General features: G+C 67.2%; 29 protein-coding genes and 1 tRNA gene. 23 read left to right on the top strand and 7 right to left on the bottom strand.

Annotated elements, in window-relative coordinates:
* The first annotated feature begins 109 nt into the window (after positions 1–109).
* The 10 genes from ABH923_RS17640 (at position 110) to ABH923_RS17685 (ending at position 10,914) form a co-directional block, all read left to right on the top strand.
* Positions 110–1,009, top strand: a complete 900-nt coding sequence (locus tag ABH923_RS17640; protein ID WP_370056693.1) for a ParA family protein — start codon at positions 110–112, stop codon at positions 1,007–1,009.
* Positions 993–1,820, top strand: a complete 828-nt coding sequence (locus ABH923_RS17645; RefSeq protein WP_370056694.1) for a ScpA family protein — start codon at positions 993–995, stop codon at positions 1,818–1,820. Before ABH923_RS17640 ends, ABH923_RS17645 begins: the two co-directional genes overlap by 17 nt.
* Positions 1,810–2,424 carry an SMC-Scp complex subunit ScpB gene (locus ABH923_RS17650; RefSeq protein WP_370056695.1) on the top strand — a complete coding sequence of 205 codons (615 nt, stop codon included), beginning with the start codon at positions 1,810–1,812 and terminating at the stop codon, positions 2,422–2,424. Before ABH923_RS17645 ends, ABH923_RS17650 begins: the two co-directional genes overlap by 11 nt.
* On the top strand, positions 2,414–3,160 hold the full coding sequence (locus tag ABH923_RS17655; RefSeq protein WP_370056696.1) for a pseudouridine synthase: 747 nt from the start codon (positions 2,414–2,416) through the stop codon (positions 3,158–3,160). The genes ABH923_RS17650 and ABH923_RS17655 overlap by 11 nt, the downstream gene beginning before the upstream one ends.
* Before the next feature lie 30 nt (positions 3,161–3,190).
* Positions 3,191–4,279: a prephenate dehydrogenase gene (locus ABH923_RS17660; protein WP_370056697.1), complete on the top strand. Its 1,089-nt coding sequence runs from the start codon at positions 3,191–3,193 to the stop codon at positions 4,277–4,279.
* A complete protein-coding gene (gene cmk / locus ABH923_RS17665; protein WP_370056698.1) occupies positions 4,276–4,953 on the top strand; it encodes a (d)CMP kinase in 678 nt (225 codons plus the stop codon). Before ABH923_RS17660 ends, cmk begins: the two co-directional genes overlap by 4 nt.
* On the top strand, positions 4,946–6,451 hold the full coding sequence (der, locus tag ABH923_RS17670) for a ribosome biogenesis GTPase Der (RefSeq protein ID WP_370056699.1): 1,506 nt from the start codon (positions 4,946–4,948) through the stop codon (positions 6,449–6,451). Before cmk ends, der begins: the two co-directional genes overlap by 8 nt.
* A 210-nt stretch (positions 6,452–6,661) precedes the next feature.
* Entirely contained in the window at positions 6,662–8,983 is a 2,322-nt protein-coding gene (locus ABH923_RS17675; RefSeq protein ID WP_370056700.1) for a glycosyltransferase family 2 protein, read from the top strand.
* The gene (locus ABH923_RS17680; RefSeq protein WP_370056701.1) at positions 8,983–10,605 is read left to right on the top strand and encodes a chitinase; all 1,623 of its coding nucleotides are present in this window, start codon (positions 8,983–8,985) and stop codon (positions 10,603–10,605) included. Before ABH923_RS17675 ends, ABH923_RS17680 begins: the two co-directional genes overlap by 1 nt.
* Positions 10,606–10,840: 235 nt before the next feature.
* A tRNA-Pro gene (locus ABH923_RS17685) sits at positions 10,841–10,914 on the top strand.
* A 98-nt stretch (positions 10,915–11,012) separates the two neighbouring features.
* On the opposite strand, the gene ABH923_RS17690 is transcribed toward ABH923_RS17685, so the two are convergent.
* Positions 11,013–11,732 (bottom strand): tyrosine-type recombinase/integrase, encoded by a 720-nt coding sequence (locus ABH923_RS17690; protein WP_370056702.1) that lies wholly within the window; start codon positions 11,730–11,732, stop codon positions 11,013–11,015.
* Between the two features lie 1,049 nt (positions 11,733–12,781).
* On the opposite strand from ABH923_RS17690, the gene ABH923_RS17695 reads away from it, so the two are divergent.
* The 7 genes from ABH923_RS17695 (at position 12,782) to ABH923_RS17725 (ending at position 17,670) form a co-directional block, all read left to right on the top strand.
* Complete coding sequence (locus tag ABH923_RS17695) at positions 12,782–13,579, top strand: hypothetical protein (RefSeq protein WP_370056703.1); 798 nt, start codon at positions 12,782–12,784, stop codon at positions 13,577–13,579.
* A 103-nt stretch (positions 13,580–13,682) separates the two neighbouring features.
* On the top strand, positions 13,683–13,934 hold the full coding sequence (locus tag ABH923_RS17700; RefSeq protein WP_370056704.1) for a hypothetical protein: 252 nt from the start codon (positions 13,683–13,685) through the stop codon (positions 13,932–13,934).
* 622 nt (positions 13,935–14,556) lie between these two features.
* Positions 14,557–15,117, top strand: coding sequence for a hypothetical protein (locus tag ABH923_RS17705; protein WP_370056705.1), 561 nt, complete (start codon positions 14,557–14,559; stop codon positions 15,115–15,117).
* Complete coding sequence (locus tag ABH923_RS17710) at positions 15,114–15,410, top strand: hypothetical protein (RefSeq protein WP_370056706.1); 297 nt, start codon at positions 15,114–15,116, stop codon at positions 15,408–15,410. The genes ABH923_RS17705 and ABH923_RS17710 overlap by 4 nt, the downstream gene beginning before the upstream one ends.
* A 40-nt stretch (positions 15,411–15,450) precedes the next feature.
* Positions 15,451–15,717, top strand: coding sequence for a DUF3040 domain-containing protein (locus tag ABH923_RS17715; protein ID WP_370056707.1), 267 nt, complete (start codon positions 15,451–15,453; stop codon positions 15,715–15,717).
* 364 nt (positions 15,718–16,081) lie between these two features.
* A complete protein-coding gene (locus tag ABH923_RS17720; protein WP_370056708.1) occupies positions 16,082–16,465 on the top strand; it encodes a hypothetical protein in 384 nt (127 codons plus the stop codon).
* 608 nt (positions 16,466–17,073) lie between these two features.
* Positions 17,074–17,670 carry a hypothetical protein gene (locus ABH923_RS17725; RefSeq protein ID WP_370056709.1) on the top strand — a complete coding sequence of 199 codons (597 nt, stop codon included), beginning with the start codon at positions 17,074–17,076 and terminating at the stop codon, positions 17,668–17,670.
* Between the two features lie 157 nt (positions 17,671–17,827).
* Here the strand turns inward: ABH923_RS17725 and ABH923_RS17730 are convergent, their stop codons facing one another.
* Genes ABH923_RS17730 through ABH923_RS17740 form a run of 3 tightly spaced genes read right to left on the bottom strand, consistent with a single transcriptional unit; the run spans position 17,828 to position 18,946 of the window.
* Complete coding sequence (locus tag ABH923_RS17730; protein ID WP_370056710.1) at positions 17,828–18,019, bottom strand: hypothetical protein; 192 nt, start codon at positions 18,017–18,019, stop codon at positions 17,828–17,830.
* 19 nt (positions 18,020–18,038) lie between these two features.
* Positions 18,039–18,704: a hypothetical protein gene (locus tag ABH923_RS17735; protein ID WP_370056711.1), complete on the bottom strand. Its 666-nt coding sequence runs from the start codon at positions 18,702–18,704 to the stop codon at positions 18,039–18,041.
* On the bottom strand, positions 18,701–18,946 hold the full coding sequence (locus ABH923_RS17740; RefSeq protein ID WP_370056712.1) for a hypothetical protein: 246 nt from the start codon (positions 18,944–18,946) through the stop codon (positions 18,701–18,703). The genes ABH923_RS17735 and ABH923_RS17740 overlap by 4 nt, the downstream gene beginning before the upstream one ends.
* A 417-nt stretch (positions 18,947–19,363) precedes the next feature.
* On the opposite strand from ABH923_RS17740, the gene ABH923_RS17745 reads away from it, so the two are divergent.
* The gene (locus tag ABH923_RS17745) at positions 19,364–19,669 is read left to right on the top strand and encodes a hypothetical protein (RefSeq protein ID WP_370056713.1); all 306 of its coding nucleotides are present in this window, start codon (positions 19,364–19,366) and stop codon (positions 19,667–19,669) included.
* Between the two features lie 2 nt (positions 19,670–19,671).
* Positions 19,672–20,214, top strand: a complete 543-nt coding sequence (locus ABH923_RS17750; RefSeq protein WP_370056714.1) for a LysM peptidoglycan-binding domain-containing protein — start codon at positions 19,672–19,674, stop codon at positions 20,212–20,214.
* Between the two features lie 206 nt (positions 20,215–20,420).
* On the opposite strand, the gene ABH923_RS17755 is transcribed toward ABH923_RS17750, so the two are convergent.
* Positions 20,421–21,023: a response regulator gene (locus ABH923_RS17755; protein ID WP_370056715.1), complete on the bottom strand. Its 603-nt coding sequence runs from the start codon at positions 21,021–21,023 to the stop codon at positions 20,421–20,423.
* Positions 21,020–22,057 carry a sensor histidine kinase gene (locus tag ABH923_RS17760; RefSeq protein WP_370056716.1) on the bottom strand — a complete coding sequence of 346 codons (1,038 nt, stop codon included), beginning with the start codon at positions 22,055–22,057 and terminating at the stop codon, positions 21,020–21,022. The genes ABH923_RS17755 and ABH923_RS17760 overlap by 4 nt, the downstream gene beginning before the upstream one ends.
* A 371-nt stretch (positions 22,058–22,428) precedes the next feature.
* On the opposite strand from ABH923_RS17760, the gene ABH923_RS17765 reads away from it, so the two are divergent.
* From ABH923_RS17765 to ABH923_RS17780, 4 genes are all read left to right on the top strand, one after another.
* Entirely contained in the window at positions 22,429–22,758 is a 330-nt protein-coding gene (locus tag ABH923_RS17765) for a hypothetical protein (protein WP_370056717.1), read from the top strand.
* Positions 22,755–23,423, top strand: coding sequence for a hypothetical protein (locus tag ABH923_RS17770; protein ID WP_370056718.1), 669 nt, complete (start codon positions 22,755–22,757; stop codon positions 23,421–23,423). The genes ABH923_RS17765 and ABH923_RS17770 overlap by 4 nt, the downstream gene beginning before the upstream one ends.
* A gap of 40 nt (positions 23,424–23,463) precedes the next feature.
* Positions 23,464–24,183, top strand: a complete 720-nt coding sequence (locus tag ABH923_RS17775; RefSeq protein WP_370056719.1) for a hypothetical protein — start codon at positions 23,464–23,466, stop codon at positions 24,181–24,183.
* A gap of 253 nt (positions 24,184–24,436) precedes the next feature.
* Entirely contained in the window at positions 24,437–24,745 is a 309-nt protein-coding gene (locus ABH923_RS17780) for a hypothetical protein (protein ID WP_370056720.1), read from the top strand.
* A gap of 304 nt (positions 24,746–25,049) precedes the next feature.
* Here the strand turns inward: ABH923_RS17780 and ABH923_RS17785 are convergent, their stop codons facing one another.
* On the bottom strand, positions 25,050–25,505 hold the full coding sequence (locus tag ABH923_RS17785; RefSeq protein WP_370056721.1) for a DUF1801 domain-containing protein: 456 nt from the start codon (positions 25,503–25,505) through the stop codon (positions 25,050–25,052).
* Positions 25,506–25,583 lie beyond the last annotated feature (78 nt).

Here is a 25,583-nt window from a genome sequence, read left to right on the forward strand (position 1 = left end):
CCGTGACCCGCCGCCGTCGCGGCCCGCGGAGGGGGGAGTGCGCGGATAGGATGGAGCCCGTGAACAGGCCGTGAACGGCCGACGATCGAGAGGGACGAGGATCAGCCAGGTGACGCGCAACGACGAGGTCAGGACGGAGCTTCCCGGCATGGACACCGCATCCATCGCCGCACCGCTCGGACCAACCGGACGCCCGCTGCGCACATTCCCCGCACCCGCCGAGCTCGCCCAGCACGGGCCCGCCAAGGTCGTGGCGCTGTGCAACCAGAAGGGCGGGGTCGGCAAGACCACGACCTCCATCAACCTGGGCGCGACGCTCGCCGAGTACGGCCGCAAGGTGCTCGCGATCGACTTCGACCCGCAGGGTGCGCTCTCGGCCGGGCTCGGCGCGCAGACCCACGACGTGACGACGATCTACGACCTGCTGCTGAACCGCAACGCGGACGTGCGGGAGGCCATCCAGTCCACCGGAGTCGCGGGGCTGGACATCATCCCGGCGAACATCGACCTCTCGGCCGCAGAGGTGCACCTGGTCAACGAGGTGGCGCGCGAGCAGATCCTCGCCGGCGTGCTGCGCAAGGTGTCGGCCGACTACGACGTCATCCTCATCGACTGCCAGCCGTCGCTCGGCATCCTCACCGTCAACGCGCTGACCGCGAGCCACGGCGTGCTCATCCCGCTGGAGTGCGAGTACTTCGCCCTGCGCGGCGTCGCCCTGCTCATCGAGACCATCGACAAGGTGCGCGAGCGGCTGAACCCGGCGATCGAGCTCGACGGCATCCTCGCGACCATGTACGACTCCCGCACGCTGCACTCGCGCGAGGTGCTGGAGCGCGTCGTCGACGCGTTCGGCGACCGCGTGCTCGAGACGGTCATCTCGCGCACCGTGAAGTTCCCGGACGCCTCGGTCGCGGCCACGCCGATCACGCAGTTCGCGCCCGAGCACCAGGCGGCGGAGGCCTACCGCCAGCTCGCGAGGGAACTGATCTTCCGTGGCGCCGTCGCCTGAGGCGCCGCAGGATCAGGACACCGCCGGGGAGGGCGGCTTCCGCGTCGCGGTCGGCCAGTTCGAGGGGCCGTTCGACCTCCTGCTGTCCCTCATCTCCAAGCACGAGCTGGACATCACCGAGATCTCGCTGAGCCGGGTCACGGACGAGTTCATCGCCTACCTGCGCCGGCTCGACGCCGACGAGAGCCTGGACGAGGCGAGCGAGTTCCTGCTCGTCGCGGCGACCCTTCTCGACCTCAAGATCGCCGGCCTCCTGCCGCAGGGCGAGCTGGTCGACGCGGAGGACGTCGCTCTACTGGAGGCGCGCGACCTGCTGTTCGCGCGGCTGCTGCAGTACCGCGCGTTCAAGGAGGCGTCGACGTGGTTCGCCGCGCACCTGGACGCGGAGAGTTCCCGGCACGCACGCACAGTGCGGCTGGAGGACAAGTACCGGCAGCGCACGCCCGAGCTGGTCTGGACGCTGACCGCAGACGACTTCGCGGCCCTCGCCACCCTGGCGATGACGCCGCGCGAGATCCCGGTCGTCGGCCTCGACCACCTGCACGCACCTTTGGTCAGCATCCGCGAGCAGGCCGCCGTGGTCGTCGGGATGCTGCGCGCCGGTGAGCCGCTGTCGTTCCGGCAGCTCGTGGCCGGGGCGGAGCAGAAGGGCGTCGTGATCGCGCGGTTCCTGGCCGTGCTCGAGCTGTACCGGCACGCGGCGATCGCGTTCGAGCAGGTCGAGCCGCTCGGAGAGCTGACCCTCCGCTGGACGGCTGAGCACTGGTCGGAGGAGAACCTGTCGAACTTGGGAGCGGACTATGACGGTTGACGGAACCGAGCTGGAGACGGAGCCGGCCAGGGTCGAGGACGCTCAGATCGAGCGCGCGCTGGAGGCCATCCTCATGGTCGCCGACGAGCCGATGAGCCTGGTGACGCTCGCCACGGCCGTGGGGGCGCCGGTCAAACGCGTCCGCGCGGCGGTCGACGCACTGGTGGCCGACTTCGACGGCGAGAGCGGCCCCGACGGCGTGCCTGGCGTCCGGCGCGGCTTCGAGCTGCGGGAGGTCGGCGGCGGCTGGCGCGTCTACGTGCGGCCGGAGTTCGATGCCGTCGTCTCGGGCTACGTCCTCCAGCAGAACCCCACCCGGCTGTCGCAGGCGGCGCTGGAGACGCTCGCGGTGATCGCGTACAAGCAGCCGATCAGCCGCGGCGCCATCGCCTCCATCCGCGCGGTCAACGTGGACTCGGTGGTGCGCACGCTGGCCGGTCGCGGCCTGATCACGGAGCTCTTCACCGACAGCGAGACCGGCGCGATCAACTACGGCACCACCGACCTGCTGCTCACCCAGCTCGGCATCAACTCGATCGAGGAGCTGCCGAAGATCTCCCCGCTGCTCTCCGACGGCGCGGAAGGGTTCGACGATGTCCGCTGAGGCAGCGCAGGGCGAGCGCCTGCAGAAAGTCATGGCCGCAGCAGGAGTGGCCTCCCGCCGGGTGTCGGAGGACCTGATCGTCGCCGGCCGGGTCACGGTGAACGGCCAGGTGGTCACCGAGCTCGGCCGCCGCGTCGACCCCGCGACCGACCGCGTGGCCGTCGACGGCACCGCCGTGCAACTCGACACGTCGCGGCGCTACGTGATGCTCAACAAGCCTGTCGGCGTGGTGAGCTCGATGCGCGACGAGCAGGGCCGCCCCGACCTGTCGCGGTTCACGGCGGACTACCCGGAGCGGCTGTTCAACGTCGGCCGCCTGGACGCCGAGACCTCCGGGCTCCTCATCCTCACCAATGACGGTGAGCTCGCCCACGTGCTCGCGCATCCCAGCTTCGGGGTGACCAAGACCTACATCGCGCGCGTGCGTGGCACCGTCGCCCCGCAGACGATCGCGCGCCTGACCAAGGGCGTCGAGCTGGAGGACGGCCCGATCGCCGCCGACAAGGCGCGCCTGCTGCAGTCCCGGTCGGGCGGGGGCGACAGCCTCGTGGAGATCACCCTTCACTCGGGCCGCAACCGCATCGTGCGCCGGATGATGGCGGAGGTCGGCCACCCCGTGATCGAGCTCGTCCGCCGCCAGTTCGGGCCGCTGCACCTCGGCACCCTGAAGGTCGGCGCGATGCGCGACCTGACGAAGGAGGAGCTGGGCGCGCTGCTGACGATCTCGCGGCAGTAGCGCGGTTTCGGCCCCGACTAAGGTTGATCCGTGACTGATTCCGCCTCCCGCCTCGCCGGACCCGTCCGCGTGGTCGGCACGGGACTGCTCGGAGCGTCCGTCGGCCTCGGCCTGCGCGCCCGAGGCGTGGACGTCCTCCTCGCCGACGCGTCTCCCGCCCATCTGCGACTCGCCGCCGACTACGGCGCAGGCCGCCCGGACGACGGGGGAGCGGAGCCCGCACTGATCGTGGTGGCGGTGCCGCCGGACCTCGTCTCGCGCGTCGTGGCCGAAGAACTCGCCGCGCATCCCGCGGCCGTCGTCACCGACGTCGCCAGCGTGAAGGGCCAGCCGCTCGCCGAGCTGGTCGCGACCGGCGTCGACCTCTCCCGCTACGTCGGATCGCATCCCCTCGCCGGGCGCGAGCGCGGCGGCCCCAGCGCCGCTCGCGCCGACCTGTTCATCGGCCGCCCGTGGGTGGTCGCCGCCCGGCCCGAGAACGCGCGCGCCTCCGTCAACGTCGTGGAGGCGCTCATCCTCGACCTCGGCGCGACGCCCGTCGAGATGGCCGCGGCCGACCACGACGCCGCCGTCGCGCTCGTCTCCCACACGCCCCAGATCGTCTCGTCGCTGATGGCGAAGCGGCTCGCGGACTCCACCGCCGCCGCGCTCGGCCTCGCCGGTCAGGGCGTGCGCGACGTGACGCGCATCGCCGGCAGCGAGCCGGAACTGTGGGTGCAGATCCTCGGCGCCAACGCACCCGCGATCGTGGCGATCCTGCGCGCCTACCGCGACGACCTGGACCGGGTGCTGGCGGCCTTGGACGACGTGGACGCTGCCGGCTCGCGCCGCACCATCGCGGAGGAGATCGCGGGCGGCAACCTCGGCGTCTCCCGGCTTCCGGGCAAGCACGGCCAGGACAAGCGCTTCTCCAGCCTCGTCGTCATGGTGGACGACCGGCCGGGCGAGCTCGCGCGCCTCCTCGCCGAGCTGGGCGAGCTCGACGTCAACCTGGAGGACCTGCGCCTGGAGCACTCGCCGGGCGCGGCCTTCGGCCTGGCGGAGATCGCCGTGCTCCCCGAAGTGTGGCAGCGCACCGTGACCGACCTGACCGACCGCGGCTGGAGGATCGCCGGATGACCGACACCAACCCCATCGTCGTCGCCGTCGACGGACCGGCCGGGAGCGGCAAGTCGTCCGTCTCCAAGGCGACCGCGCGCACGCTCGGCTGGGCGTACCTCGACACCGGCGCTGCGTACCGGGCGCTGAGCTGGTTCGTCGTGCAGCGCCGGCTCGACCTGACCGACTCCGCGGCGGTGATCGACGCCCTCCCGGACTTCGACTACCGCATCGGAACGGACCCCGACACGTACCACGTGTTCGTCGGCGACCACGACGTCACCGAGGCCATCCGTCAGCCGGACGTCACGGCCGCGGTCAGCGCGATCGCGCGCGTCCAGGAGGTGCGGGACTTCCTCACCGGGCTGTTCCGCTCCATCGTCGCCCGCACGGAGAAACGCGGCATCGTGGTGGAGGGACGCGACATCACCACCATCGTCTGCCCGGACGCCCAGGTGCGGATCCTGCTCACCGCCGACGAAGAGGTTAGAATTGCCAGGCGTTCCGCTGAGCTGGCCGATCATTCCGCCTCTCACGTCGGTGAGGCCCTCCGCAGGCGCGACGCAGCCGATTCCCGAGTTGTGGACTTCATGAACGCCGCAGACGGCGTGACCACCGTCGACTCCACCGACCTCGACTTCGACCAGACCGTCGACGCGGTCATCGCGGTCGTACAGAAAGAGACCCATGTCTGACATCGACAACGAGCCAACGGGCGCCGACGACCTCGTCGAGCGCCTCGCGGACCTGGACGAGAACCTCGCGGTGCAGCGCGCCGCCGCCCTCCGCACCGGACTGGAGGAGTACGAGCTCGACGACACCGACCTCGATCTCCTCGGCGCCGTCACCGAGGACCCCGACGCGATCACCTACCTGCCCGCGCTGCCGGTGCTGGCCATCGTCGGTCGCCCGAACGTGGGCAAGTCGGCGCTGGTCAACCGCATCCTCGGCCGTCGCGAGGCCGTCGTGGAGGACACCCCCGGTGTCACGCGCGACCGCGTCTCCTACCAGGCGGAGTGGAACGGCCGGCGCTTCACGTTGGTCGACACCGGCGGCTGGGAGCCCGACGCCCGCGGCATCGACGCATCCGTGGCCGCTCAGGCCGAGGTCGCGATCGACCTCGCCGACGCCGTGCTCTTCGTCGTGGACGCGACCGTCGGCGCGACCTCCACGGACGAGCACGTCGTCCGGCTGCTCCGCAAGACGGACAAACCCGTGTTCCTCGCCGCCAACAAGGTGGACGACGCCCGCCAGGAGCCGTACGCGACCGAGCTGTGGTCGCTCGGGCTCGGCGAGCCGTGGCCGGTCTCGGCCCTGCACGGCCGCGGTGTCGCCGACCTGCTGGACCAGCTCCTGAAGGCGCTGCCGGAGGTCTCCAAGGTCGCCAAGCGCGAGGTCGGCGGACCGCGCCGCGTCGCGATCGTCGGCCGCCCGAACGTCGGCAAGTCCTCCCTGCTCAACAAGGCGGCGGGGGAGGAGCGCGTGGTCGTCAACGAGCTGGCCGGCACCACCCGCGACCCTGTGGACGAGCAGGTCGAGCTGGGCGGCAAGGTATGGCGCTTCGTGGACACCGCCGGCATCCGGCGCCGTGTGCACCTGCAGCAGGGCGCCGATTTCTACGCGTCGCTGCGCACCTCCACCGCGCTGGAGAAGGCGGAGGTCGCCGTCGTCGTGCTCGACGTGTCCCAGCCGATCAGCGAGCAGGACGTCCGCATCATCGACCTCGTGCTGGAGTCGGGCCGCGCGCTCGTACTGGCGTTCAACAAGTGGGACCTCCTGGACGACGAGCGCCGCCGCTACCTGGAGCGGGAGATCGAGCAGGACCTCGCGCACGTCTCGTGGGCGCCGCGCGTGAACATCTCCGCCCGCACCGGACGCCACCTGGAGAAGCTGGTGCCGGCCCTGGAGCTGGCGCTGGAGTCGTGGGACACCCGCATCCCGACCGGCAAGTTCAACGCCTTCCTCGCCGAGCTCACCGCGGCGCACCCGCACCCCGTCCGCGGCGGAAAGCAGCCGCGCATCCTGTTCGGCACCCAGGCGACCAGCCGGCCGCCGACATTCGTGGCGTTCACCACCGGGTTCCTCGACCCCGGTTACCGGCGCTACATCATCCGCCGCCTCCGCGAGGTGTACGGCTTCGAGGGCAGCCCGATCGTCCTCAACATGCGTGTCCGCGAAAAGCGCAAGCGGTAGCCCCACTCCATCTCTTCCGGAGTTGTGCACGCTCGGCACCGGCGTGTCGCGTGCATAACTCCGGAAGCGATTGCAGCCCGGGGAGGGGCGTGCCTCGGTTGGGGGGGTTTGTACCCCGGTTTGTCCTCAGTAGTGTGGACAACTGAGAGAGCTACCCGACTGCGCTACCCGAAGGCGCAGGCTCTCGTCATCGAGGACGCATACCCGAAAATGAGTTCTACAAGTTCATACACGCACGCCCGAAAACGGCAATGGGGCGCCGAGCGCCGCACCGAACCACTGCCCACGGTCCACCCGAAGCCCTCGGACCGGAAAGTCACCTGGAGCCGCGTCGCCATCGTCGCGACGATCATCTTCTGGGCGATCTACGTCGTCACCACGATCATCCGTCAGTTCCTCGTGCTCGGCACGCAGGACTTCCGTTTCACGATGGAGGCGATCGGCTACACGGTCGTCGTCACCTTCCTCACCTTCTCCGCGCTGATGTACCTGGTCGCCCGGCAGGGCGCACTGCAGCGTTTCCAGAAGCACGTCCGCGTTCCGCGCGCCGAGCTCGACCGGCACTTCGCCCAGCATCAGCCGTCCATCACGGTGCTCGTGCCCTCCTACGCGGAGGAGCCGGAGGTCGTCCGGATGACGCTGCTCTCGGCCGCGCTGCAGGAGTTCCCCTCCATGCGCGTCGTGCTGCTGGTCGACGACAACCCGAACCCCACCGAAACGGCCGTGGCCGAGCGGCTGAACGCCACCCGCGCCCTCGCCGACAGCATCACCGGCCAGCTCGCGGAGCCGCGGTTCCGGTTCAGCGACGCCCTGATGCGCTACGAGCTGGCGGATGAGCGCGCGTTCGTCTCCGACGAGACCGCGCTCGAGCTGGCCGACCACTACCGGTGGGCCGCCGAGTGGCTCTACGCCCAGGCCGACGCGCACGGCATCGAGGACCACGTCGACGTCTTCTTCGCCGACCAGGTCCTCCGCGCGCTGGGCGACGAGCTCGCCCTGACCGCGGAGGCCGTGACCGCGGCGATCGGGGAGGGCGCCGCGCTCTCCTCCGACCGCGTGGCCCAGCTCTACCGCCGCCTGGCGTGGACATTCGACGCCGAGCTGATGATCTTCGAGCGCAAGAAGTGGGCGTCGCTGTCCCACGAGGCCAACAAGGCGATGAACCTCAACGCCTACATCGGCCTGATGGGCGGCACCTACCGCGTCGAGGAGACGCCGGACGGCCCGATCCTGAACGCCGTGCCCGCAGGCGCCCGCCGGCCCGGCGACATCGAGATCCCGGACAGCGACTTCCTGCTGACCCTGGACGCCGACTCCATCCTGCTGCGCGAGTACTGCCTGCGGCTGACCTATTTCCTGCAGCAGCCGGACAACGCCCGCGTCGCCGTGACGCAGACCCCGTACTCGTCGTTCCGCGGCGCCGGCACGCGCATCGAGCGCCTGGCCGGTGCGACGACCGACATCCAGCACATCCTCCACCAGGGCAAGAGCTTCTACGGCGCGACGTTCTGGGTCGGCGCGAACGCGGTGATCCGCAAGCGCGCGCTGGAGGACATCGTCGAGACCGAGTGGGTCGGCGGCTTCGAGGTGCGCCGGTACATCCAGGACCGCACCGTCATCGAGGACACCGAGTCGAGCATCGACCTCGGCACCCACGGCTGGACGCTCGTCAACTACCCGGAGCGGCTCAGCTACTCGGCCACCCCGCCCGACTTCGGCTCGCTGATCGTTCAGCGCCGTCGCTGGGCGAACGGCGGCCTGCTCATCCTGCCGAAGCTGTGGAGGCAGGTCCGGGAGCGCAAGCGCCGCGGCGAGAGCGTCTCGCGCATCGAGCTGCTGCTGCGCGTGAACTACATGGCCTCCATCTGCTGGGCGAGCTTCGGCCTGGTGTTCCTGCTGGCGTACCCGTACGACGGCCGGCTGCTCAGCCCGATGGTGCTGCTGGCCGCGCTCCCGTACTTCATCAGCCAGGCGAGCGACCTCCGTTACGCGGGCTACAAGGCCACCGACATCTTCCGGATCTACGGCTTCAACCTGATCCTGCTGCCGGTGAACCTGGCCGGCGTGCTCAAGTCGATCCAGCAGTCGCTGACCGGCAAGAAGATCCCGTTCGCCCGCACCCCGAAGGTGAAGAACCGCACCGCGTCGCCGCTGCTGTACGTCATCGCGCCGCTCGCGATCATCGGCTTCTCGCTGTTCACCCTGTGGCGGGACTGGAACGCGCACAACTGGGGCAACGCCGCGTTCGCGGCGTTCAACGCCTCGCTGGCGATCTGGGCGCTCGTCGCCTACATCGGCATCGGCAACACGATCGTGGACATCTGGCTCGGCCTGACCAAGCCGCTGTACGTCGAGAAGAAGCGCAAGCGCTCCGCCCCGGCCTCCGCCCCCGCGACCGAGTCGATCGACTGGCGTTCGGTGCTCTACCACGGCCACGCCGGTGGGGACGTGCCGCACCTCGAGCGCACCGCGGTGCGGGATGACGCGCCGCTCGACGCTCCGTCGGTCGACGGCGAGCGGCAGGCCGCCTGATGTCGCGCAAGGACAGGAAGGCCGCCTCCGTCGGCGGCTCGGAGACCGACCGTCTCCAGGCCCCGGAGTCCGATTCCGGCCGCCGCCTCTCGCCGCTGCGCGTGATCGGCGCCGCCCTCGTCGCGGTGGTCGTCGTCTCGGCCGGCGTGGTCGGCTTCCAGTGGTGGAGCGCGCGGGCGTCGGTGGACTCGAAGCCGTGGTTCGCCTCCTATGTGGACGTGACCGCGACCCCGAAGTACGCGTTCGAGAGCCTGGGCGCGACGTCCACCAAGGACGCAGTGCTCTCGTTCATCGTGTCCGACCTGACGAAGCCGTGCACACCCTCCTGGGGCGGCGCCTACACGATGGACGAGGCGCACGGCTCGCTCGACCTGGACCGCCGGATCGCCCGCCTGCAGCAGCAGGGCGGCACCGTCGCGGTGTCGTTCGGCGGCCAGCGGAACGAGGAGCTCGCGGTCGGCTGCACCGACCCGTCGGCCCTGAAGAACGCCTACGCCTCGGTCGTCGACCGCTACAAGATCGGCACCGTCGACCTCGACCTGGAGGGCGACGGCCTCGTGAACGCGGACGCCTCCGCACGCCGGGCCACGGCTATCCATGACCTCCAGCAGGAGCGCCGCGCCGCAGGCAAGAGCCTCGCCGTCTGGCTGACCCTCCCCGTGTCGCCGACCGGCCTGACCGTGGACGGCACCAACGCGGTGTCCGCGATGTTGAAGGCGAAGGTGGACATCGCGGGCGTCAACCTGATGACGATGGACTTCGGCGCCGCGAAGGAGGCCGGGAAGTCGATGGCCGCGACCTCCGAGGCCGCGCTCACCGCCGCCCAGCGCCAGCTCGGCGTGCTCTACGACCGGGCCGGGACGCACCAATCCGACCCGAGCCTGTGGGCGAAGATCGGCGCGACCCCGATGATCGGCCAGAACGACGACCAGGGCCAGGTGTTCGGCCTCGCCGACGCCAGGACGCTGAACGCGTGGGCGATCTCCACGGGCATCGGCCGGATGTCGATGTGGTCGGCGAACCGCGACAAGACCTGCGGCTCCAACTACGTCGACACGAGCGCGGTGTCGGACGCGTGCAGCGGGGTGGACCAGGGCAAGGCGACCTTCGCCGGCCTCCTCTCGAAGGGCTTCGACGGCCGCATCGTGCTGGGGGAGGGCGCGGTCACCACGGCCGAGCCGACCTCCGCCGCCGCGACGGACGACCCGGCCCACTCGCCGTACCCGATCTGGTCCGGGAGCAACTCGTACCTGAAGGGCACCAAGGTCACCTGGCACCACAACGTGTACCAGGCCAAGTGGTGGACGAAGGGCGACATCCCGGACAACCCCGTGCTGAACCAGTGGGAGACCCCGTGGGACCTGGTCGGGCCCGTGCTGCCCGGCGAGACGCCGATCCCGCAGCCGACCCTCCCGCCCGGCACCTACGCGGTGTGGAGCGGCGAGACGCCATACGACAAGGGCGCCCGCATCCTGTTCGACGGCGTGCCGTTCGAGGCGAAGTGGTGGACGAAGGGCGACAGCCCGGAGGCCGCCAGCGCGAACCCCGACTCGTCCCCCTGGGCCCCGCTCACCCAGGACGAGATCGACACGATCCTGGGTGGTGGTACCACCCAGAAGTGACTCGACGGCGGGATGCTCCCCCTGCGCGCATCCCGCCGTCGACCCAGCCTGGACGCACCGCTGCGGGGCGGGAGGTCCGGGCGTCGCGTCGCGCCTCCCTCGTCGGGAGGAAGGCCGCGCGGCGCTGTGTCGGCGGGGCCTGTGGCTTTCGGGTTGGTCACGACCGGCCCCGCCGACACGCTAAGATAGACGAGTTGTCCTGCTTGGCGCTCTCACGGCCTGGGCGGGACAGCAACGGGCTGTGGCGCAGCTTGGTAGCGCACTTGACTGGGGGTCAAGGGGTCGCAGGTTCAAATCCTGTCAGCCCGACGCAGAAAAACACCTGGTAAAGGGCCGTTTTGGAGCAATCCAAGGCGGCCCTTTTCATGTGCCTGGAGGGCCTACCACTACCATTGCCACTACCATTCTCACGCGAAGGCGGTGCTCAGGTAGTCCATCGCCGTCGCTGAAACCTCGGGGGAGACGTGCCCGTAGATGTCGCCGGTGATCGCAACCGACGAATGTCCCAGAATCTCGGATACCACCTTCAACGGGACGCCACCGGCAAGCATCGTTGACGCTGCGGAGTGACGCAGGGTGTGCAGCCCCACCGTGGTAGGCAGCCCCGCCTTCTTCGCTGCCAGCTTCAGCGAGCGGAGGAGGTTGCGCGGGTCACGCGGCGTGCCCACCTCCGTGGTGAACACGAATCCGGTCTGCACCCAGGCCGAACCAAGCCGCAGCCGCCCCTCCGACTGCTCCAGTCGCGCAGCGCGCAGAACGCGCTCGGACGCATCGGTCATGTACACCGTGCGTCGCGACTTCTCCGTCTTCGGCTCCGTCACCAGCAGCTCGGACCCTACGCGCGCGAGGGTGCCGCGAACGCGGATGGTGCGGGCGGTGAAGTCGATGTCCTCCCATCGCAGCGCCAGCGCTTCACCACGGCGAAGCCCGGTGTGCAGCAGCAGCTCGAACACGGGTCGCGCCGGGCTCCCCGTCGCTGCATCGAGGAGGTGCCGCACCTCATTAGGGTTCAGGTAGGCGGCTTCGTGGTGCTCCACTTTCGGGCGGCGAAGGGCTGCTGCAGGGTTCTTGCCCAGAAGTTCATCGCGCACCGCAGAGTCGAGGATGCCGCGAAGGATCGTGTACACCGTGCGTATGGAACCGGAGGCGAGCCCCCGGCCTCGAAGCTCAACGACCCATGCCTCGATGTGGCTGGGGAGCAGCTTGTCCAGGACACCAGCGTGGTCGCGGTCAAGAGTGCAGTGAGCGACCGTGCGTCCACCGACACGCTCGCCCTTCGGCTCCGCATCCTCAGCGTTGTCACATAGGGAAGACTCGACCTGAGCAAGTCAATGGTCCAAGGGGGCTATGCTCGCTGTCTCACGGTCTCGAGGGTGCCGCTCACTCTTCGGATGCCGCGATTCTCCAGTGAGTACGAGGATTCGCTTGCACGTCCACAGAGTACCTAGTCCCCTCAGGAATGCCGAAGAACGTGGCGAGGGTGGTCTCCGACCCGTCGATCGTCTTTGCCGAGGTCGGGACGCACGGAGCGGCGGCACTAACGCCCGCTCCGTGCAAGGTCACCGTGATTGTTCCCTTGCCGACGCAAATCACGTTGACGTGCACGGCTCCTCCGCCAGCCGTGAACTTGCCAAGCGATGCGTTGCTACTGCCGGAAACCGGAGCGACAACGGTTGAGCCCGGAGGAGACGAGACTGTGAGCGGTCCGTCTACGGATGGTGCCGAAGGAGAACATCCGGCCAGCGACGCTAAGAGGGCGAAACCCCCTGCCACAACGGCTGCCCGTGGGGTCCCCCTATCCATATCGAGAGGTTACCGACTCGACGGTGGGCGAACCTGCAATCCGGCCACCCCATTTCGGGAGCGAGCTTAGCTCTGGTTCCCATTCGTTTGCGCCACGCGCGCCACACCGGGCACACCATGCTGCCCAGCGATGTCCATGAAGCAACGGCTCCAGATTGGGGTCGCACCGAGGCGCGCAGTGCTGTGCATCGGCAGGGGAGTCAGGATCGCACCAGTGACACTCGCGGCACACTCTTCACGGTAGTGTGCCGGTACCCCCGGGAAATTGGGCACCCCCCCACGCGCGGGGCGGACAGGTCGGAGTATCGCTCTAGCGGGTTCGCATCCCGAACTGGGGGCGATCTCTGGGCCTAGTCCGCTGTAGCTTCAGATCATGGCCACGGTGCGAGAGATTACATCGACTCCCGAAGAACGCGAGGCGATCGCACTGCAACTTCTGCCGGTCAAGTTTGCCCAGCTAGAAGACCTGGTGAAGCGCTCACTCGAAATCTCGGTTCAACCCGGGAGTCGTATGGCGCAAGACGACAAGGCCACTCCGTACGACCCAATCTCGTTCCAGGTTGCGCATCTTCTCGCTAGCGCGTCTGACCATCTAACAATGGCGAAGGAGCACGTCGAGAAGATCGGCTTGCCGCCCTACGCCTGGCATGTTCTCATCCGTGCTGCGCTGGAGTCGTGCGCGCTCGGCTTCTGGCTCCTGACGCCGGGCGTGCTTAGCAAGCGTGTCTATCGGTCGGTTCAGTTCGTTTGGAACAACAGACTGGCCGCGGATGCCTTCACGAAACGATCTGGTGCTCACACTCCTGAGACCACCGCCAAACTGCGTGAACGACTTGACGCGATCAAGAACAGCGTCAAGGGTAACGCCCAGCGAAGTCTCGACCGGGAGTTCCCGAGTACGACGGATATCCTCATCGAATCGGAGCGCTGCGTCCCCATCCAGGATGGGTTTTCCGGGCTGGATGTCTGGCGAGCATGTAGCGCCTTCTCGCATTCGAATCGCACATTCGCCTTGGGCACACTCGAACGCAAGCCCGTCGCGCGGCTAGGCGAGAACGCCTCAATGTTCAGGATCACCAGCTCGTATGCGACATTCGTCGCAATGCTGAACGTGGCGCTGACCTATCTGGAGACGCTCCTCGTTATGGTCGAAACGCGGTCGAAGGCCTAACGCTCAGTGCCCGCGAAATTGCTCGGCCTCAGCTGCGCTCAGCTGCCAAAACACGCGATGGTGCTGTGCCAAGATTTCACTGCTTGATGAAGGAGAAACGCCCGTGCACGACCTGCTGCGAGGAATCGTTGAAATGTTCATGGGCTGCGTCGTCGTGCCCGCGGGCGTTCTGCTTTGGCGTCACGCAGAGGGGGCGGCCAAGTCCTTCCGCCGCCCGGGTTCGACCCTCTTTGGGGATAAGGCCGCTGACACCGTGTACACGGCCTCGAACGTGAAGTGGGCCGCTGGCGGGTGGGTGGTCATTGGCTCAATCATGTTCGTCAGTGGTTTGGTCACCATCATCCAGCTTCACTAGACGGACCGAAGATCACCCGGCGAAGTGAGTCACCCTCTCTTGCCGTCTTGGGCGGCGCAGCGCCGCCAGCGCAGGTCGCTGCACGGGCCCCAAGCGGGTCTTCGTCCCACTACCATTTCCACTACCATTTCGCGCTGGTTCACCGAAGTGCGCGGGAATATGCGCGAGTACGGAAGGCGATAAATATGCTGGTGTACGTGGATTTTGGTGTTCTTCAGTGAACTTCGTCGAACGGCCTTGTTTTAACTGGGGGTCAAGGGGTCGCAGGTTCAAATCCTGTCAGCCCGACGTTCTGAAAAAGCCGGAGGGGCACGAAGGTCGCACAGCGACCCCGTGCCCCTCCGGCTTTTTCAGAACTCGCACTGCCAAATGGGGTCCCCGCCCGCGAGGGGCCCCGGGCGCCGTCGAACGCGAAGCGTGAGACGGCGTTTGGGGTAGCGGGTGGGGCGCAGCCTGGCGACGGCCGTGGAGAACCCGTGAAGAGGCGACTCGAACGAGTCGCCCTCTGGAACAGTCACCGTGTCCTGGTTGCGGCACGCTCCGCGATGATCGATTAGCTGACCGGTGCGCGGCACAGAGGATTACTGGGCGTCGATCCACCCGTCGGCGTACAGTGTGCGCCGTGAACCCGAGAACCGCGGCTGACGCCGTGCCTGGCGTCAGGGGTGCGCGTGCCAGGCTTATCGCCTTAATCTCTGTGGCTTTCGCCGTAGGGGCGGCGTTCCTGTTGTGGGCTCTCTCGGCAGTAGGCTCGAACACCCGCCAGGCGTTCGTACTACTGATCTTCGCCGCCGTCGTGTTGGGGACGGGGGTCTTCCTCGGTGTGGCCCTGGCGAAGGACCCGTCCCGGCGGGCACCGGGCGTGTCTCGGCCCGGGCGTGTGGCGACGACGCACACGCTGGCTTTCACTGTCGGCGAGCGGGAGACGCACACCGTCGTCTACACGTTCGACCAGATGTGGGGCTGGCTGACCATCTCCGTGGACGGCAAGCTCATCGTCAAGAAGTTCATCACGTACAGCTTCCAGCTCAGTCGCGTGTTCGAGTTCGAGGTCGGTCAGCACGAACGCCACATCGTCCGCATCGAGAAGACCCGTCCGCTGTTTTTCGCCGGCGTGAACCCGCAACCGATTCGCGCGTTCTGCGACGGGGTGCAGGTCGCGGAGAACAGCGGCGTCTCGTGAACCCGCTGGACCCCCGATCTCCGCAGCAGTCGCTGACGATGCGGCGGATCGCCTTGAACAGAGCTCGGACCTTCGCCCTCAGTGCCATCGTCATCGGGGCCCTCTGGGTCATCCTGGGCATCACAATCGTGCTCACCAGCGCTGGCAACTTCGGACTGCACCTGAGCCAGGTGATACTCGGGGCCCTCTTCCTCGGCACGGGGATCTGGCGGCTTATCGACGCGCGGCGGCAGATACGCAGGTTCGAGGAGGAGAACGGTGTCGGCGCGGGCGAGCAGACACCGGTGCGGTGACGGCGCGCCGCTCGCAGCGGAGGTGGAGTACGGTCGGGTCGTGACCGACGACGATCCGGAACAGGTTCGGCCCGCTCAGGAGTGGGTCGCGCGACAAGCCCGGCGCGCCGCGTGGACCATGATCGTGCTCGGTGGGGTGGCGTTCATCGCAGGCGTTGTACTGCTCGTCGTCGGTATGCGATGGTCGGCTGGCTTCGTCGGCGCCGGGTTGGCGCTCGTCGTCATCGGTGTTCTGTGGCTGGAGAACGCGCGTCGAACACGAGCTGCGCTTGATCGGTCGGCCGCGGAAGGACGAAATCCCGAATAGGTCGATCTGCTTTCGAGGGACGCGACCGTGACTGACGACGCGGGCCGAGCTCGGATCGAACGCGCCGAGCTCATCGGATGATGTGCGAGCCCAACGGGTACCGAAGAACGAAGAAGAGGGCGAAGGCGAGCACGATTGCGAGCACGACGATCAGGGCGATACGAACTGCGCCTCTGGGGCGTTGCATGTCCACATTGAACACTCCATCGTGAATCAGAACATCTCGCTGATTCCTCCGGGCCTCCACCGTTGCGCCTCGCCAAGTTGACGAAGCGTCCCAGCTGGTCGCGGGCACAGCAGCGAGGGCATAGACGGTTCTGACTACCGGGCCTATCATCGTGCTGATCCGATTCAAGGGGGGATCATGAAAGCACAGACGATGCGTCTGATCGGCGTTGCTGCTGCTCTGGTTGTCGTGTACCTCACCGTCCCTGCCACCGTCTTGGGGATGGTCTTCGACAATTTCGACCGGTGGTGGTTGCTCGTGATCGGTTCAGCCGCTCTCGCTGGCGGTATCGTTGCCGGGGTTTCTGCGTACCGGGCACGAAGCCGCGTCCCCTATGTGCCACCTGCCGGGCGCTTCGACGCCCCGGCTATCCCGCGTGTTCAGTCGGATGATCCCGTGCAGTGGTACCCCGGCGTGAACACGAAGGATTGGGACTGGTCCGGCCGCTTCCCCATTCCGAAGAGCGTCGCGACCGACGTGGAGGGCGATGATCTGCTGGCGGGTCGGATCTCACGTCACTGACGCCTGCGCTTTTCGGATTGTGCACGTGACACGGTTGCGACGTTGGGCAGCCGTGACGATCGGCCCACTGGCCGTGGCGCTCCTCGCCGGTTGCGCACCCTTGTTCGCGGTGTGTGCCATGCCCGATATCCGCCCGCCTCATGTCACGATCGACGCCTCGATTTGGCTTCGTCTGCACTCTGGCGGGATGATCGACGCCTGCTACGCCGGCTCGTGCGCCCACGAAGACGGAACCAGCTCGTCGTTCGAGGTCTTGGTTCTGGGCAACGTGGATCCCACGAAGAAGCAGGACCTCGTGGTCACGCTGAAGGACCAGTCGGGCACGACGACCGAGACTGCGTCGATTGCACTCAAGCTCGTACCGGGGCAGAGGGGTGGGCCGTGTCCGATGCCCGATCAATGGAGCCGCCAGATCCTCATCGGTAACGGACGGTCGGATACAGGTGGGCGGCGCCGACGACGGGCGCGGCATCATCCCCAGTCCGGAGGAGACGACCGGCTCGTTGAGCAAACACAGCAGCAGCGCGCCCTAACCTGCGTCAGTGGCCGCGACAGAGGCTGTCCGCATAATCGTCAGGTCTTGCGAGCCGGACCGCCGGTGTGGTCGGGTGACCATCGTGAGCTTCTTCCCACCAGACCCGCCCGAGGACGAGACCGATAACGACGAGCATGTTCCAGCGCCGTGGTGGAAACCATCGGACGACGAGGTCGCGGCGATCTTCCCGATCGGCGAGACGATCGCCACCAACGACACCGTGGCGCTCATTCTCACGATGGCCCGCGTCTACAGCAACGGCGTCGAGTTCGTCATCGAGCGACGAGTCCGCCGGGGAAACGCGACCCGTCGCGAGTGGGCAGAACTGCAGTCGGATATGCACGGCCACTTCGTGCGCTTCAACCCGGACCGCCTGCGCTACGGCATCGTGCTGGGCGACGGGCAGCACTTGATCTCCGACCAGGCTCCGGGCATGTACGGTGTAACGCCCGAGAATCACAGCCTGAACCCATCAGGCGGAGGCGGTCGTGGCAGCGAGGACAACTACCTATTCGACGACGGCTTGTGGCTCTGGCCGCTTCCGCCGGAGGGACCGATCGAGATCGTGGTCCAATGGCCGGTGTTCGGCATCCCCGAGTCGCGTGTCGTTCTCGATAGCGCGCCATTGCGCGGGCTCGCGCCCCAGGCACGGCCGGTGTGGGAGACGTAATCAGTGGTGGATGGAGGTCGACGCAAGCAGATTCATCCCGCCACAGGCGCGCGAATCGCCCTGCCGATGCGAGCCTTATCGCCTTGGAGGTAGCGGCAGGGCGCCGGGTACTCGGCCACCCGCTGGAGAACTTGGGCGCCACCAGGCAAGCGTCCCGCTATCGTGCGCTACGCCGTAAGTAGAGGTTGGATGCTCCGGCGACGAGGCCCACCGCCGCGGCGACAAGCGCGCACAGCCACGCCGGCCACCCGAACGAGACGTAGAGGGCGAACAGCCCGACGCCGATAACTACGAACAGCAGGACGCTGGTGGTGATTCTTCCGCGGCGTTCGCGCACTGTGCTGGACAAACCGTGAAATTTCTCGCTGTCAACCGAACAGTCGCCTCAAGAGCTCGGGCGTGTAGGTCTCCGGTCCCGCGTTGTTCCAGTTCGACGCCAGCCAGATGCCGTGACCGAAGTACTGGGATTCACCGATGGACCGGCCGGTGTGGGAGTCGTTCGTGACGCACCACCTGCCGTCGTAAGCCTGGCCGCAGCCCCATTCGAGCTCATTCATCCGCGAGAACGCGGCCTGCTGCGTCGCGGCATCGACATGACGGATCTGGGTCGTGAGGAACGTGTCGCTCGGCCCCGCAGCCGGCGCCCAGTCGCAGATCAGACCTGGGCTCTGAGACAGAGACGCGCTGAGAACCGGATCGTACGTCCCGTATCCGCTCGCCTCAGCGCGGGCCACTCCCGTGCCCGACTTCCACGCGGGATTGAGAACCAGCGACCCGTCGTCAGAGACGAACTTCTCCAGCCCGGCATAGAGCGCATCGCAGCTGGTGGGCAGCCCGTCGACGAACGCGGGCGTTGCTGAAGGAGCCGGGGTGGAGGTTCCGATGGTTGACCGGATGGGCTGCGTCGTGGCAGGAGAAGTGCAGCTCGTGAGCGCGATGGCGACGAGGCACAGGAGCGCCGGCTTCGCGAGCCTCACATGTGCCACGGCAGTGCGAGTGCCGTTCGTCGTCGTTGCACGGGTGGAGTTGCTCATTCGTTCCCAGTGGACCAGGTGAGAGGCGCGACAGCGAGGACGGGCTCGGTGCACCCTGTCTCGCCCTCCGTCGCCTGACGCACCAGCACCGCGGCACGGAACTTCGGGACCACCCCGGCGGCGAAGTCGGCTGCGGACGCGAAGCGGAAGACCGACTTCGGTTCGGCGGGAGTGCCGCCTACGCTGGCCGTCTTCGCGTCCCCCGGAATGCAGTCCGCTAGTTGCACGGGGTCGACATCCACCAGCACCAGTCGAGCGGTCGGACCTCCGTTGTGGAACGGGTTCAGCGTCAAAGTGAGTGCGTCGTCAGCGCGTTCGATGGAGGCGTTCCCACTCACCCCATTGGCCGGCGTGAACGTTCCATACGCGAGTGGCTGCGACGCCGCTTCTGCGCTTGCTGAGGTTCCAGTCGTCGAGTGTGGCGGGGTGCTCGGCTCGGCGGGCCGCCCGCCCGGAGCCGCCGTGCAACCGGCGACGGCGAGTACCGCCATCGCCATGATCAACCCAGCGCGCGATTCGCGAAGAGAACGCATTCCTGGAACCCCCATTACCCGGTATGTGTCTTGCGATCCTAGCGGGGTATCCGCGCCGCTTGCGCCTCGCCGTGGATGACGCTGGCCCGCTAGCATCATCACCAACCGCGACGAAGGGGGACGTTCGTGAATGAGTCGAGGCTGCGACCGAAGGTAGTGCTGTGGTGGGGCATCGCGCTCACCGTCGCCGGAGCCCTATTGACCGTTCTGATACCGCAGATCGGCATCGCGGCCGTTGTGCAGCCGGGATCAGATGTGAATGTGGACCAAGGCCTCCTCACCGTACTTGAAGTGGTCGTCCGGATCATTGGCCAGGTGGTGGCACCGCTCGGCGTCGCACTCATCGGCGCATCGCTGGTCATGGCATACGTTGGCCGGCTCCTGGCTGCTCGCACGCACGAGGCCGGGCGCGCTGCGTCGATCGACCTGTGACCGTGGATGGACGACAGGGGAAGTCACGCGCAGCGGTCGCGGCAGTGCTGCTGCTCGGCATCTCGCTGACCGGCTGCACTGCGACAGCACACACCCCGGACCTGATCCACCGGGCGGACCACCCCGCGACGCCGACCCCCGCGTCGTCCTTCACCCCGACGTCGAAGCCAGCGCCGACCGCGACCACCGCAGGGTGCGTCGGCTGGGGCTTCTGGGAGAGCGACTACTACAGCGAGGCCCAGCAGCCGGTCGATTGCGGCCCCATCCAGTACGCCACCGGGACTACGAAGCTCAACGACAAGGGTGTGCCGGTCGCGTACGTCGTCGCGCCAGGCGATATCTGGGAGTTCATCGCCAAGCGCTTCGATCTCGGCACGGCCTACCTCACTGCGATCAACGCAGTTCGCCGATACCCACCGACGACGGTCTACGTCGGCGACACCATCAACCTCGATCCGGCGACGATCACCAGCGTCGGCGACCAGAACGGTGTCGTTTCCCACAACCTGGACAACCTGCCGGATCCGCACGTGCCGCAGCACTGAGCGGGTGGGCTATTTGATGAAGCGCTGGCAACCTCTATCGCTCTTGTGGACGTCGACGAGGAATCCGGCAAACAGCACGATGGAGCCCCAACGAACCGCCAGCCACCACGCCAATCGCTTCCGAGTGAACGGCCGGGGTCGAGTCCGATCGAAGCGGTTCCCATCGGTGTGGATCGCTCACGGTATCCCTCCGCGGTCGCGGGTGCTCACGTCTCCAGCAGGCGCAGGCGGACGACTTTCCGCACGGCGTCGATCCGCGATGTGGCGTGGAGTTTCGCGTAGATGTTGGTCGTGTGCCTTTTGACGGTGCCTTCGGTGATGTTGAGGCGTTTGCTGATCTCGCGGTTGGTGTACGCCTGCGCGATCATCCTGATGACTTCCAATTCCCGTTCCGTGAGAACGCGATCCGGTGGGCTCTTCTGTAGCCCCTCGTCCGGCGGGGAGGCCGCGTGAGGTAGTGCGGTGGCGATGAGGCGGTGGAGTGCGTCCTCGCTGATGCTCTTGTCCGCGAAGGCCGATGCGCCCGCGCGGGCGAGCTGGCGCTGGAGGACGGCGTCGGTGTGCATGGTGAGGATGATGACAGCCGTCTTCGGCGATCGGCGTCGGACGGTGCTGATGGTCTGCTCGGGCGGCGGCCCGGGCATCTCGACGTCCAGCAGCAGGACGTCGGGTGCGGTGTCCACTGCGAGTCTGATCGCGGCGTCCCCGTCGCTCGCTTCACCCACGACGTCGAAGTCGCGTTCGATGAGGGCGCGCACCCCCTTGCGGAAGAGAGCGTGGTCATCGGCGAGCACCACTGTCCGGGTCATGCGACGAACTCCCGGCGTGCGATCGTCAAAGCCACTGTGGTCCCGGCTCCCGGGCGGGAGTCGATCGACAAGTCCGCGCCGATGAGTTCTGCGCGTTCCTGGGCGGCGATGAGGCCGAGAGCGCCCGGCCGGATCGTGTCGCGCTCGAAGCCGACTCCGTCGTCCGAAACGCTGATCATCAACCGGTCGGAGCCCCAGTTCGAGACCACGGTGATGCGGCCGGCGCGGGAGTGGCGGCGTGCGTTATGGATGGCTTCGCGAACGATGATGAACGCTTCCTCCTGGACACCGGCCGGCAGGGACCGCGGGGTGCCCTCGCTTGTGGCGTCAACGTGCGGCGGGTCCGAGACGAGATCGGCGACGTAGTCGAGGATCGCCTGATCGAGGAGCTTGTCGCCGACGGAGTGCCGGAGGTCGAGGGCCAGGGAGCGTGTCTCCTCCAAAGCCGACTCCAGAAGGTCGAGCGCTTCGGCGATGCGTCCCGCTGCGGAGCTGGTCAGTTGCCGGCTGAGGCGGACGCGCTGGATCCCGGCGGCGATCCCGTGTGCGACTCGATCGTGGAGTTCGCGTGAGATCCCGAGTCTTTCCTCGGTGTGGGCGACCGCCAGACGTTCCAGCAGCGCATCGACATACGCCAGCGATGCCGGCACGACTTCATCCATGATCGCCGCGTTGAGCGCGCGGGCGACCGCCGACCCGTCCTGGTGGTCGATCGTGAGTTCGGTCAGAGCGATGTCGAACAGGAGGGTCGCCGCAGTGAGGCTGTCGCTGGGATGGATGTTCTGCTCAGCTCGTCTCCTCCCGACTCCGGAGGGCGGTGCGGGCGGGGGCGCATCCTCGACGGAGATGGAGAGGGATGCGAACGTGCGCCGCAGAATCATGTGAACCTGCGCGGCCACCTGCTCGACGACCACAGGATCAGCGGTGAGCGCGCTCCCTCGCGTGGTCAGCCGGCGAACCAGTTCGTCGGTGATGCGGACGTCGAGACGGGCAGCCTCCTCCGCGGAGAGTTGGGTGAGGCTACCGGAGACCACAGGACCATCATGGACGCTCATGAGCCCGGCTCGCGCCAACCGGGATGTTACTTTGGCTACATTCCCTCGCGCCCGAGAGTGCCGATAGCGTGAAGAAGAGCGTCGTGCCACGGGGGATCGCGACGCTGGGTGGCAGGTGGTGGGGGCCTGCCACCCGAGCATCACGCCTGCCGAACCCACCGGGATCACGAAAACGGGGAGCCGACTCGCACATGAGGGGGACACGGGGTCGTTTGCGGCTGCTCGCCGCCGCTCTCGGTGCTGCGCTGACACTGTCGGCAGCGGTGACCGGTTGCAGCACTGCCTCGGATGCGAAGGCGCCGATCCCGAGCACCTCTGCGCGACCGACGGCCTCCCCGGATCGTCCTGACGTGTCGATCCGCCGTGTCTTTCAACTCAGCGATGGTTCGACCGGACAAGGCTGCCTCACGCTCTCTGTGAAGCGTGACCCATCAGCCGCGGATCCCGCAACGGAGCAGGCGGTCGCCACAGCGCGTGCGATCGTCGCAGAGCCGCGCTGGCAAACGGAGCCCGTCTCGTTGAGCGAGGTGTCGGCCGCTGACCTCAAGATAATGAAGGACCGAGGGGAGACCGAGGCAGTCATCCTTGCGGGTCTCCTCAGGGATCACATCCAGGCTGCCATCGAGCAGGCGGGCGCGAGCAGGGGAGTCGTCACCTCCGGGTTCGTGGGTTGCCGATGACGGAGCGGAAGCGCCGGGTTTCGCCGGCGGCAGCGACCGCGTACGGCGTCGCCATCGTGGTCGCACTGTTCGGGCTGGTGATGCGCGCCGTCGCGGCCCACGCCGAGGGATTCGGCTGGGTCGATGTCGTTTCCGTGCTCGGTCTGATCGTGGCCGGGTGCCTCGGATTGATGATCGTCCTCTTCGAATGGTTCGCCTGGCAGGACCGGATTCGCACGCGCGCTCTCACCGAAGCGCACCCCAGCGCTTTCATTGTCTCCGTCTCCACCGACCCGGCACTCGTGTCGAGCGCGGATGCGTTCGCGCTGCAGAGCACGGGGAAGCGGACCCGACTCATCGCCAGCGCGTACATGACTCTCGTCGCCGACCGTGATCTGATCCGGTTCTTCCGCGGCGCCCGCGAACCGCGAGAAGTCGCCGCGTTCCCCACGTCCGTCGTCTCGGGCGTCGAGATGGGTTCGGCGCAGACGGGTGCTCGCATCGTCCCGACACTCGACCTCGTCTGCAACGACGGGCAAGTCCGGGGCCGGATCACCATCCACCTCATGCGATTCGGACGAGTCCTTCCGCGATTCGTGCGCGACGAGCAACTGGAACGGGCCGTTGGAACCCTCCGCACAGTCTGCGGTATCCGCGGGAACCACGACCTGCCGAAGGAGGTGTGAGCTGGCCGGCCGGCGACTGATCGCATCAGGGCTCATAACGATGCTGGTCGCTGCAGCCCTGGCCGGCTGCACCGCATCGCAACCCGGACCGTCCGTCAGCCCGACGATCTCGACAGCCACCTGGCCGACCGCGCAGATCTATCACACGGGTCGCGCCTCCGTGATGCTGACCGTCCCGGCAGGAGCCCGCTCACTCCAGCTCGCTTTCAGTTGCACCTCCGGTCTCTACTCGGTCGGGCCTGAGGTTGACCCGCCTCGAGACGGCATGTGCGGTGGCGCGCAGAGATTCGACTTCGACATCCACAGCGTCGCGACGGACACCCGTCTCACCATAGATTTGGTCGTTCCCGACGCCACTCGGCTTGCTGCGACCATGAACTTCAGCACCTCGGCTTTCACCCCCGATCGGGTGACTTCTAAGGAATGCGCCGCCCTCAGCGCGATCCAAGACGCCTATTTGAACGCCGACCAGGGACATGACCACGGTGACGTCTCGGATCTGCAGTGGAGTCAACTGACGGCCTCGGCAAAGACAGATGTCGCAACTCTGGCGGCCCAGACGAAGAAGAGTCCTTCATCGGCCGGCCTGCTCGGTACTGTCATCCCCTCCCTTGCGGAATGGCTGACAGGGGCAGGGGATCACCCCGGCGGAGTACTGCATGCTCCCCCGGGAGATTTCACGGTGGCAGAGATCCTCGCGGGGCAGATCTGCAGCTCCAACGGAACGTCGATCGTCATCCACTCCAAATACGGTGGCTGAGCACCACATAGATCCAAAACGGGAAAAGGCTGTGGTGATTGCGAGAATCCACTCTGCTCGGGCAGCGACAGTCGTGCTGCTCGTGGCGATTGGACTTACCGGGTGCAGTCCGTCAGATGTTCATGGCCACGCGTCTGCGGCTCGACCGGACTCGTCCAGCACACCTTCCTCGACCTCATCACCGACGTCATCCGGAGAACCGTCTGCCGTCGGGGAGCTCCATCGACCCGGAGACACGGCTCCGCTCGCGCACGTGCGGATCTCGAACGAAGACGGTGATTGGACTGCGCAGATCAGCCCGCTTCCAAGTTCGTCGCCCACACCCGAGTTCATCATCACGCCTCAAGCACTTGATCCGAGTGCCACGTGTTTCGACACAGGGCGGATGTTCGACTTCGGAACCGTCCAGAGCACGCCGATAACGCTCAAAGGACTCCACAACTTCACAAACGACGTGCCCGCTTACCTGAAAACGGTGGTTCTGACGAACCCCGCGGGCATCACGAACGAATGCACGTCTCCAATCGTGGCGTTGGCCACCTTGAACTGGGTCGCTCAATAGACGGGAAGCCGTTGCCCGCAAAACGCCACCGGCCCGGGGCGACCCGCAGGGAGGTCATCGAATCCCGGATGCCTAATTGATTGGACGAGTAATGCCACCAGTTCGACCGCGCCGATCCCACGGTCGGGGCAACGCAGTCGGTAACAGGGCCTTCCGGGGTCGATCGGAGAAAAAATGGTCTGACCCGCGGAGGAAAGGCGAGAACGCAGTCTTCCCGCGAGACTACTCATTAGTCAGCAGCGAACGTGGGCCGTTTATAGAACCCACCGTGGCTACCCTGGTGACGGGCGCGGAGAACGATTTCTCAACTAGGGCCACCAACCCGCCGCACAACCTCCACAACCCGCTCCCACGCCTCTTCGGTCGGCTCGCTGAGCGCATACGACGTCGCCCACACCCCGCTCTCGTCGTCAAGCCTCGCCTCCGGACTCACCCCGAGCGTGGAGTAACGCACCTTGTCGACCTGCCCGCTCCGGAAGAACACCACGACTTTCCCGTCCCGCGCATACCCCGGCTGACCGTAATAGAGCTTGGGCGAGAGCCCCGGAGCGACCTCCGCGACGATCGCGTGCAACCGTTGAGCGAGCTCGCGGTCGCCGTCGGGCATCTCGGCGATCTTCGCGAGCACGTCCGCTGCGTCGGCGGCTGCCTTGTCGGCGGCTTTCGCCCGCTTGGCCTCCGCTTTGAGCTCTGCAGCGCGCGACTTGATCGCGGCTCGCTCCACGGCCGAGAGTCCACCGTTCTCGTTCGTGTCGGTCATGTCGCCGCTCCTTGGTCCTACTCGCAGCTCGGAGTCGCATCCACGCTACCGAAGGACGCGGCGTCTGGGGGAGTGGGC

This window comes from Leifsonia sp. EB41 (genome assembly GCF_041262565.1).
GTDB lineage: Bacteria > Actinomycetota > Actinomycetes > Actinomycetales > Microbacteriaceae > Leifsonia.

Excerpts from the sequence above, each read along its gene's own strand:
- ABH923_RS17650 (WP_370056695.1), top strand. The coding sequence starts at position 1,810 with ATGACGGTTGACGGAACCGAGCTGGAGACGGAGCCGGCCAGGGTCGAG.
- ABH923_RS17655 (WP_370056696.1), top strand. The coding sequence starts at position 2,414 with ATGTCCGCTGAGGCAGCGCAGGGCGAGCGCCTGCAGAAAGTCATGGCC.
- cmk (WP_370056698.1), top strand. The coding sequence starts at position 4,276 with ATGACCGACACCAACCCCATCGTCGTCGCCGTCGACGGACCGGCCGGG.
- der (WP_370056699.1), top strand. The coding sequence starts at position 4,946 with ATGTCTGACATCGACAACGAGCCAACGGGCGCCGACGACCTCGTCGAG.
- ABH923_RS17675 (WP_370056700.1), top strand. The coding sequence starts at position 6,662 with ATGAGTTCTACAAGTTCATACACGCACGCCCGAAAACGGCAATGGGGC.
- ABH923_RS17680 (WP_370056701.1), top strand. The coding sequence starts at position 8,983 with ATGTCGCGCAAGGACAGGAAGGCCGCCTCCGTCGGCGGCTCGGAGACC.
- ABH923_RS17695 (WP_370056703.1), top strand. The coding sequence starts at position 12,782 with ATGGCCACGGTGCGAGAGATTACATCGACTCCCGAAGAACGCGAGGCG.
- ABH923_RS17720 (WP_370056708.1), top strand. The coding sequence starts at position 16,082 with ATGAAAGCACAGACGATGCGTCTGATCGGCGTTGCTGCTGCTCTGGTT.
- ABH923_RS17735 (WP_370056711.1), bottom strand. The coding sequence starts at position 18,704 with ATGAGCAACTCCACCCGTGCAACGACGACGAACGGCACTCGCACTGCC.
- ABH923_RS17755 (WP_370056715.1), bottom strand. The coding sequence starts at position 21,023 with ATGACCCGGACAGTGGTGCTCGCCGATGACCACGCTCTCTTCCGCAAG.
- ABH923_RS17770 (WP_370056718.1), top strand. The coding sequence starts at position 22,755 with ATGACGGAGCGGAAGCGCCGGGTTTCGCCGGCGGCAGCGACCGCGTAC.
- ABH923_RS17775 (WP_370056719.1), top strand. The coding sequence starts at position 23,464 with ATGCTGGTCGCTGCAGCCCTGGCCGGCTGCACCGCATCGCAACCCGGA.
- ABH923_RS17785 (WP_370056721.1), bottom strand. The coding sequence starts at position 25,505 with ATGACCGACACGAACGAGAACGGTGGACTCTCGGCCGTGGAGCGAGCC.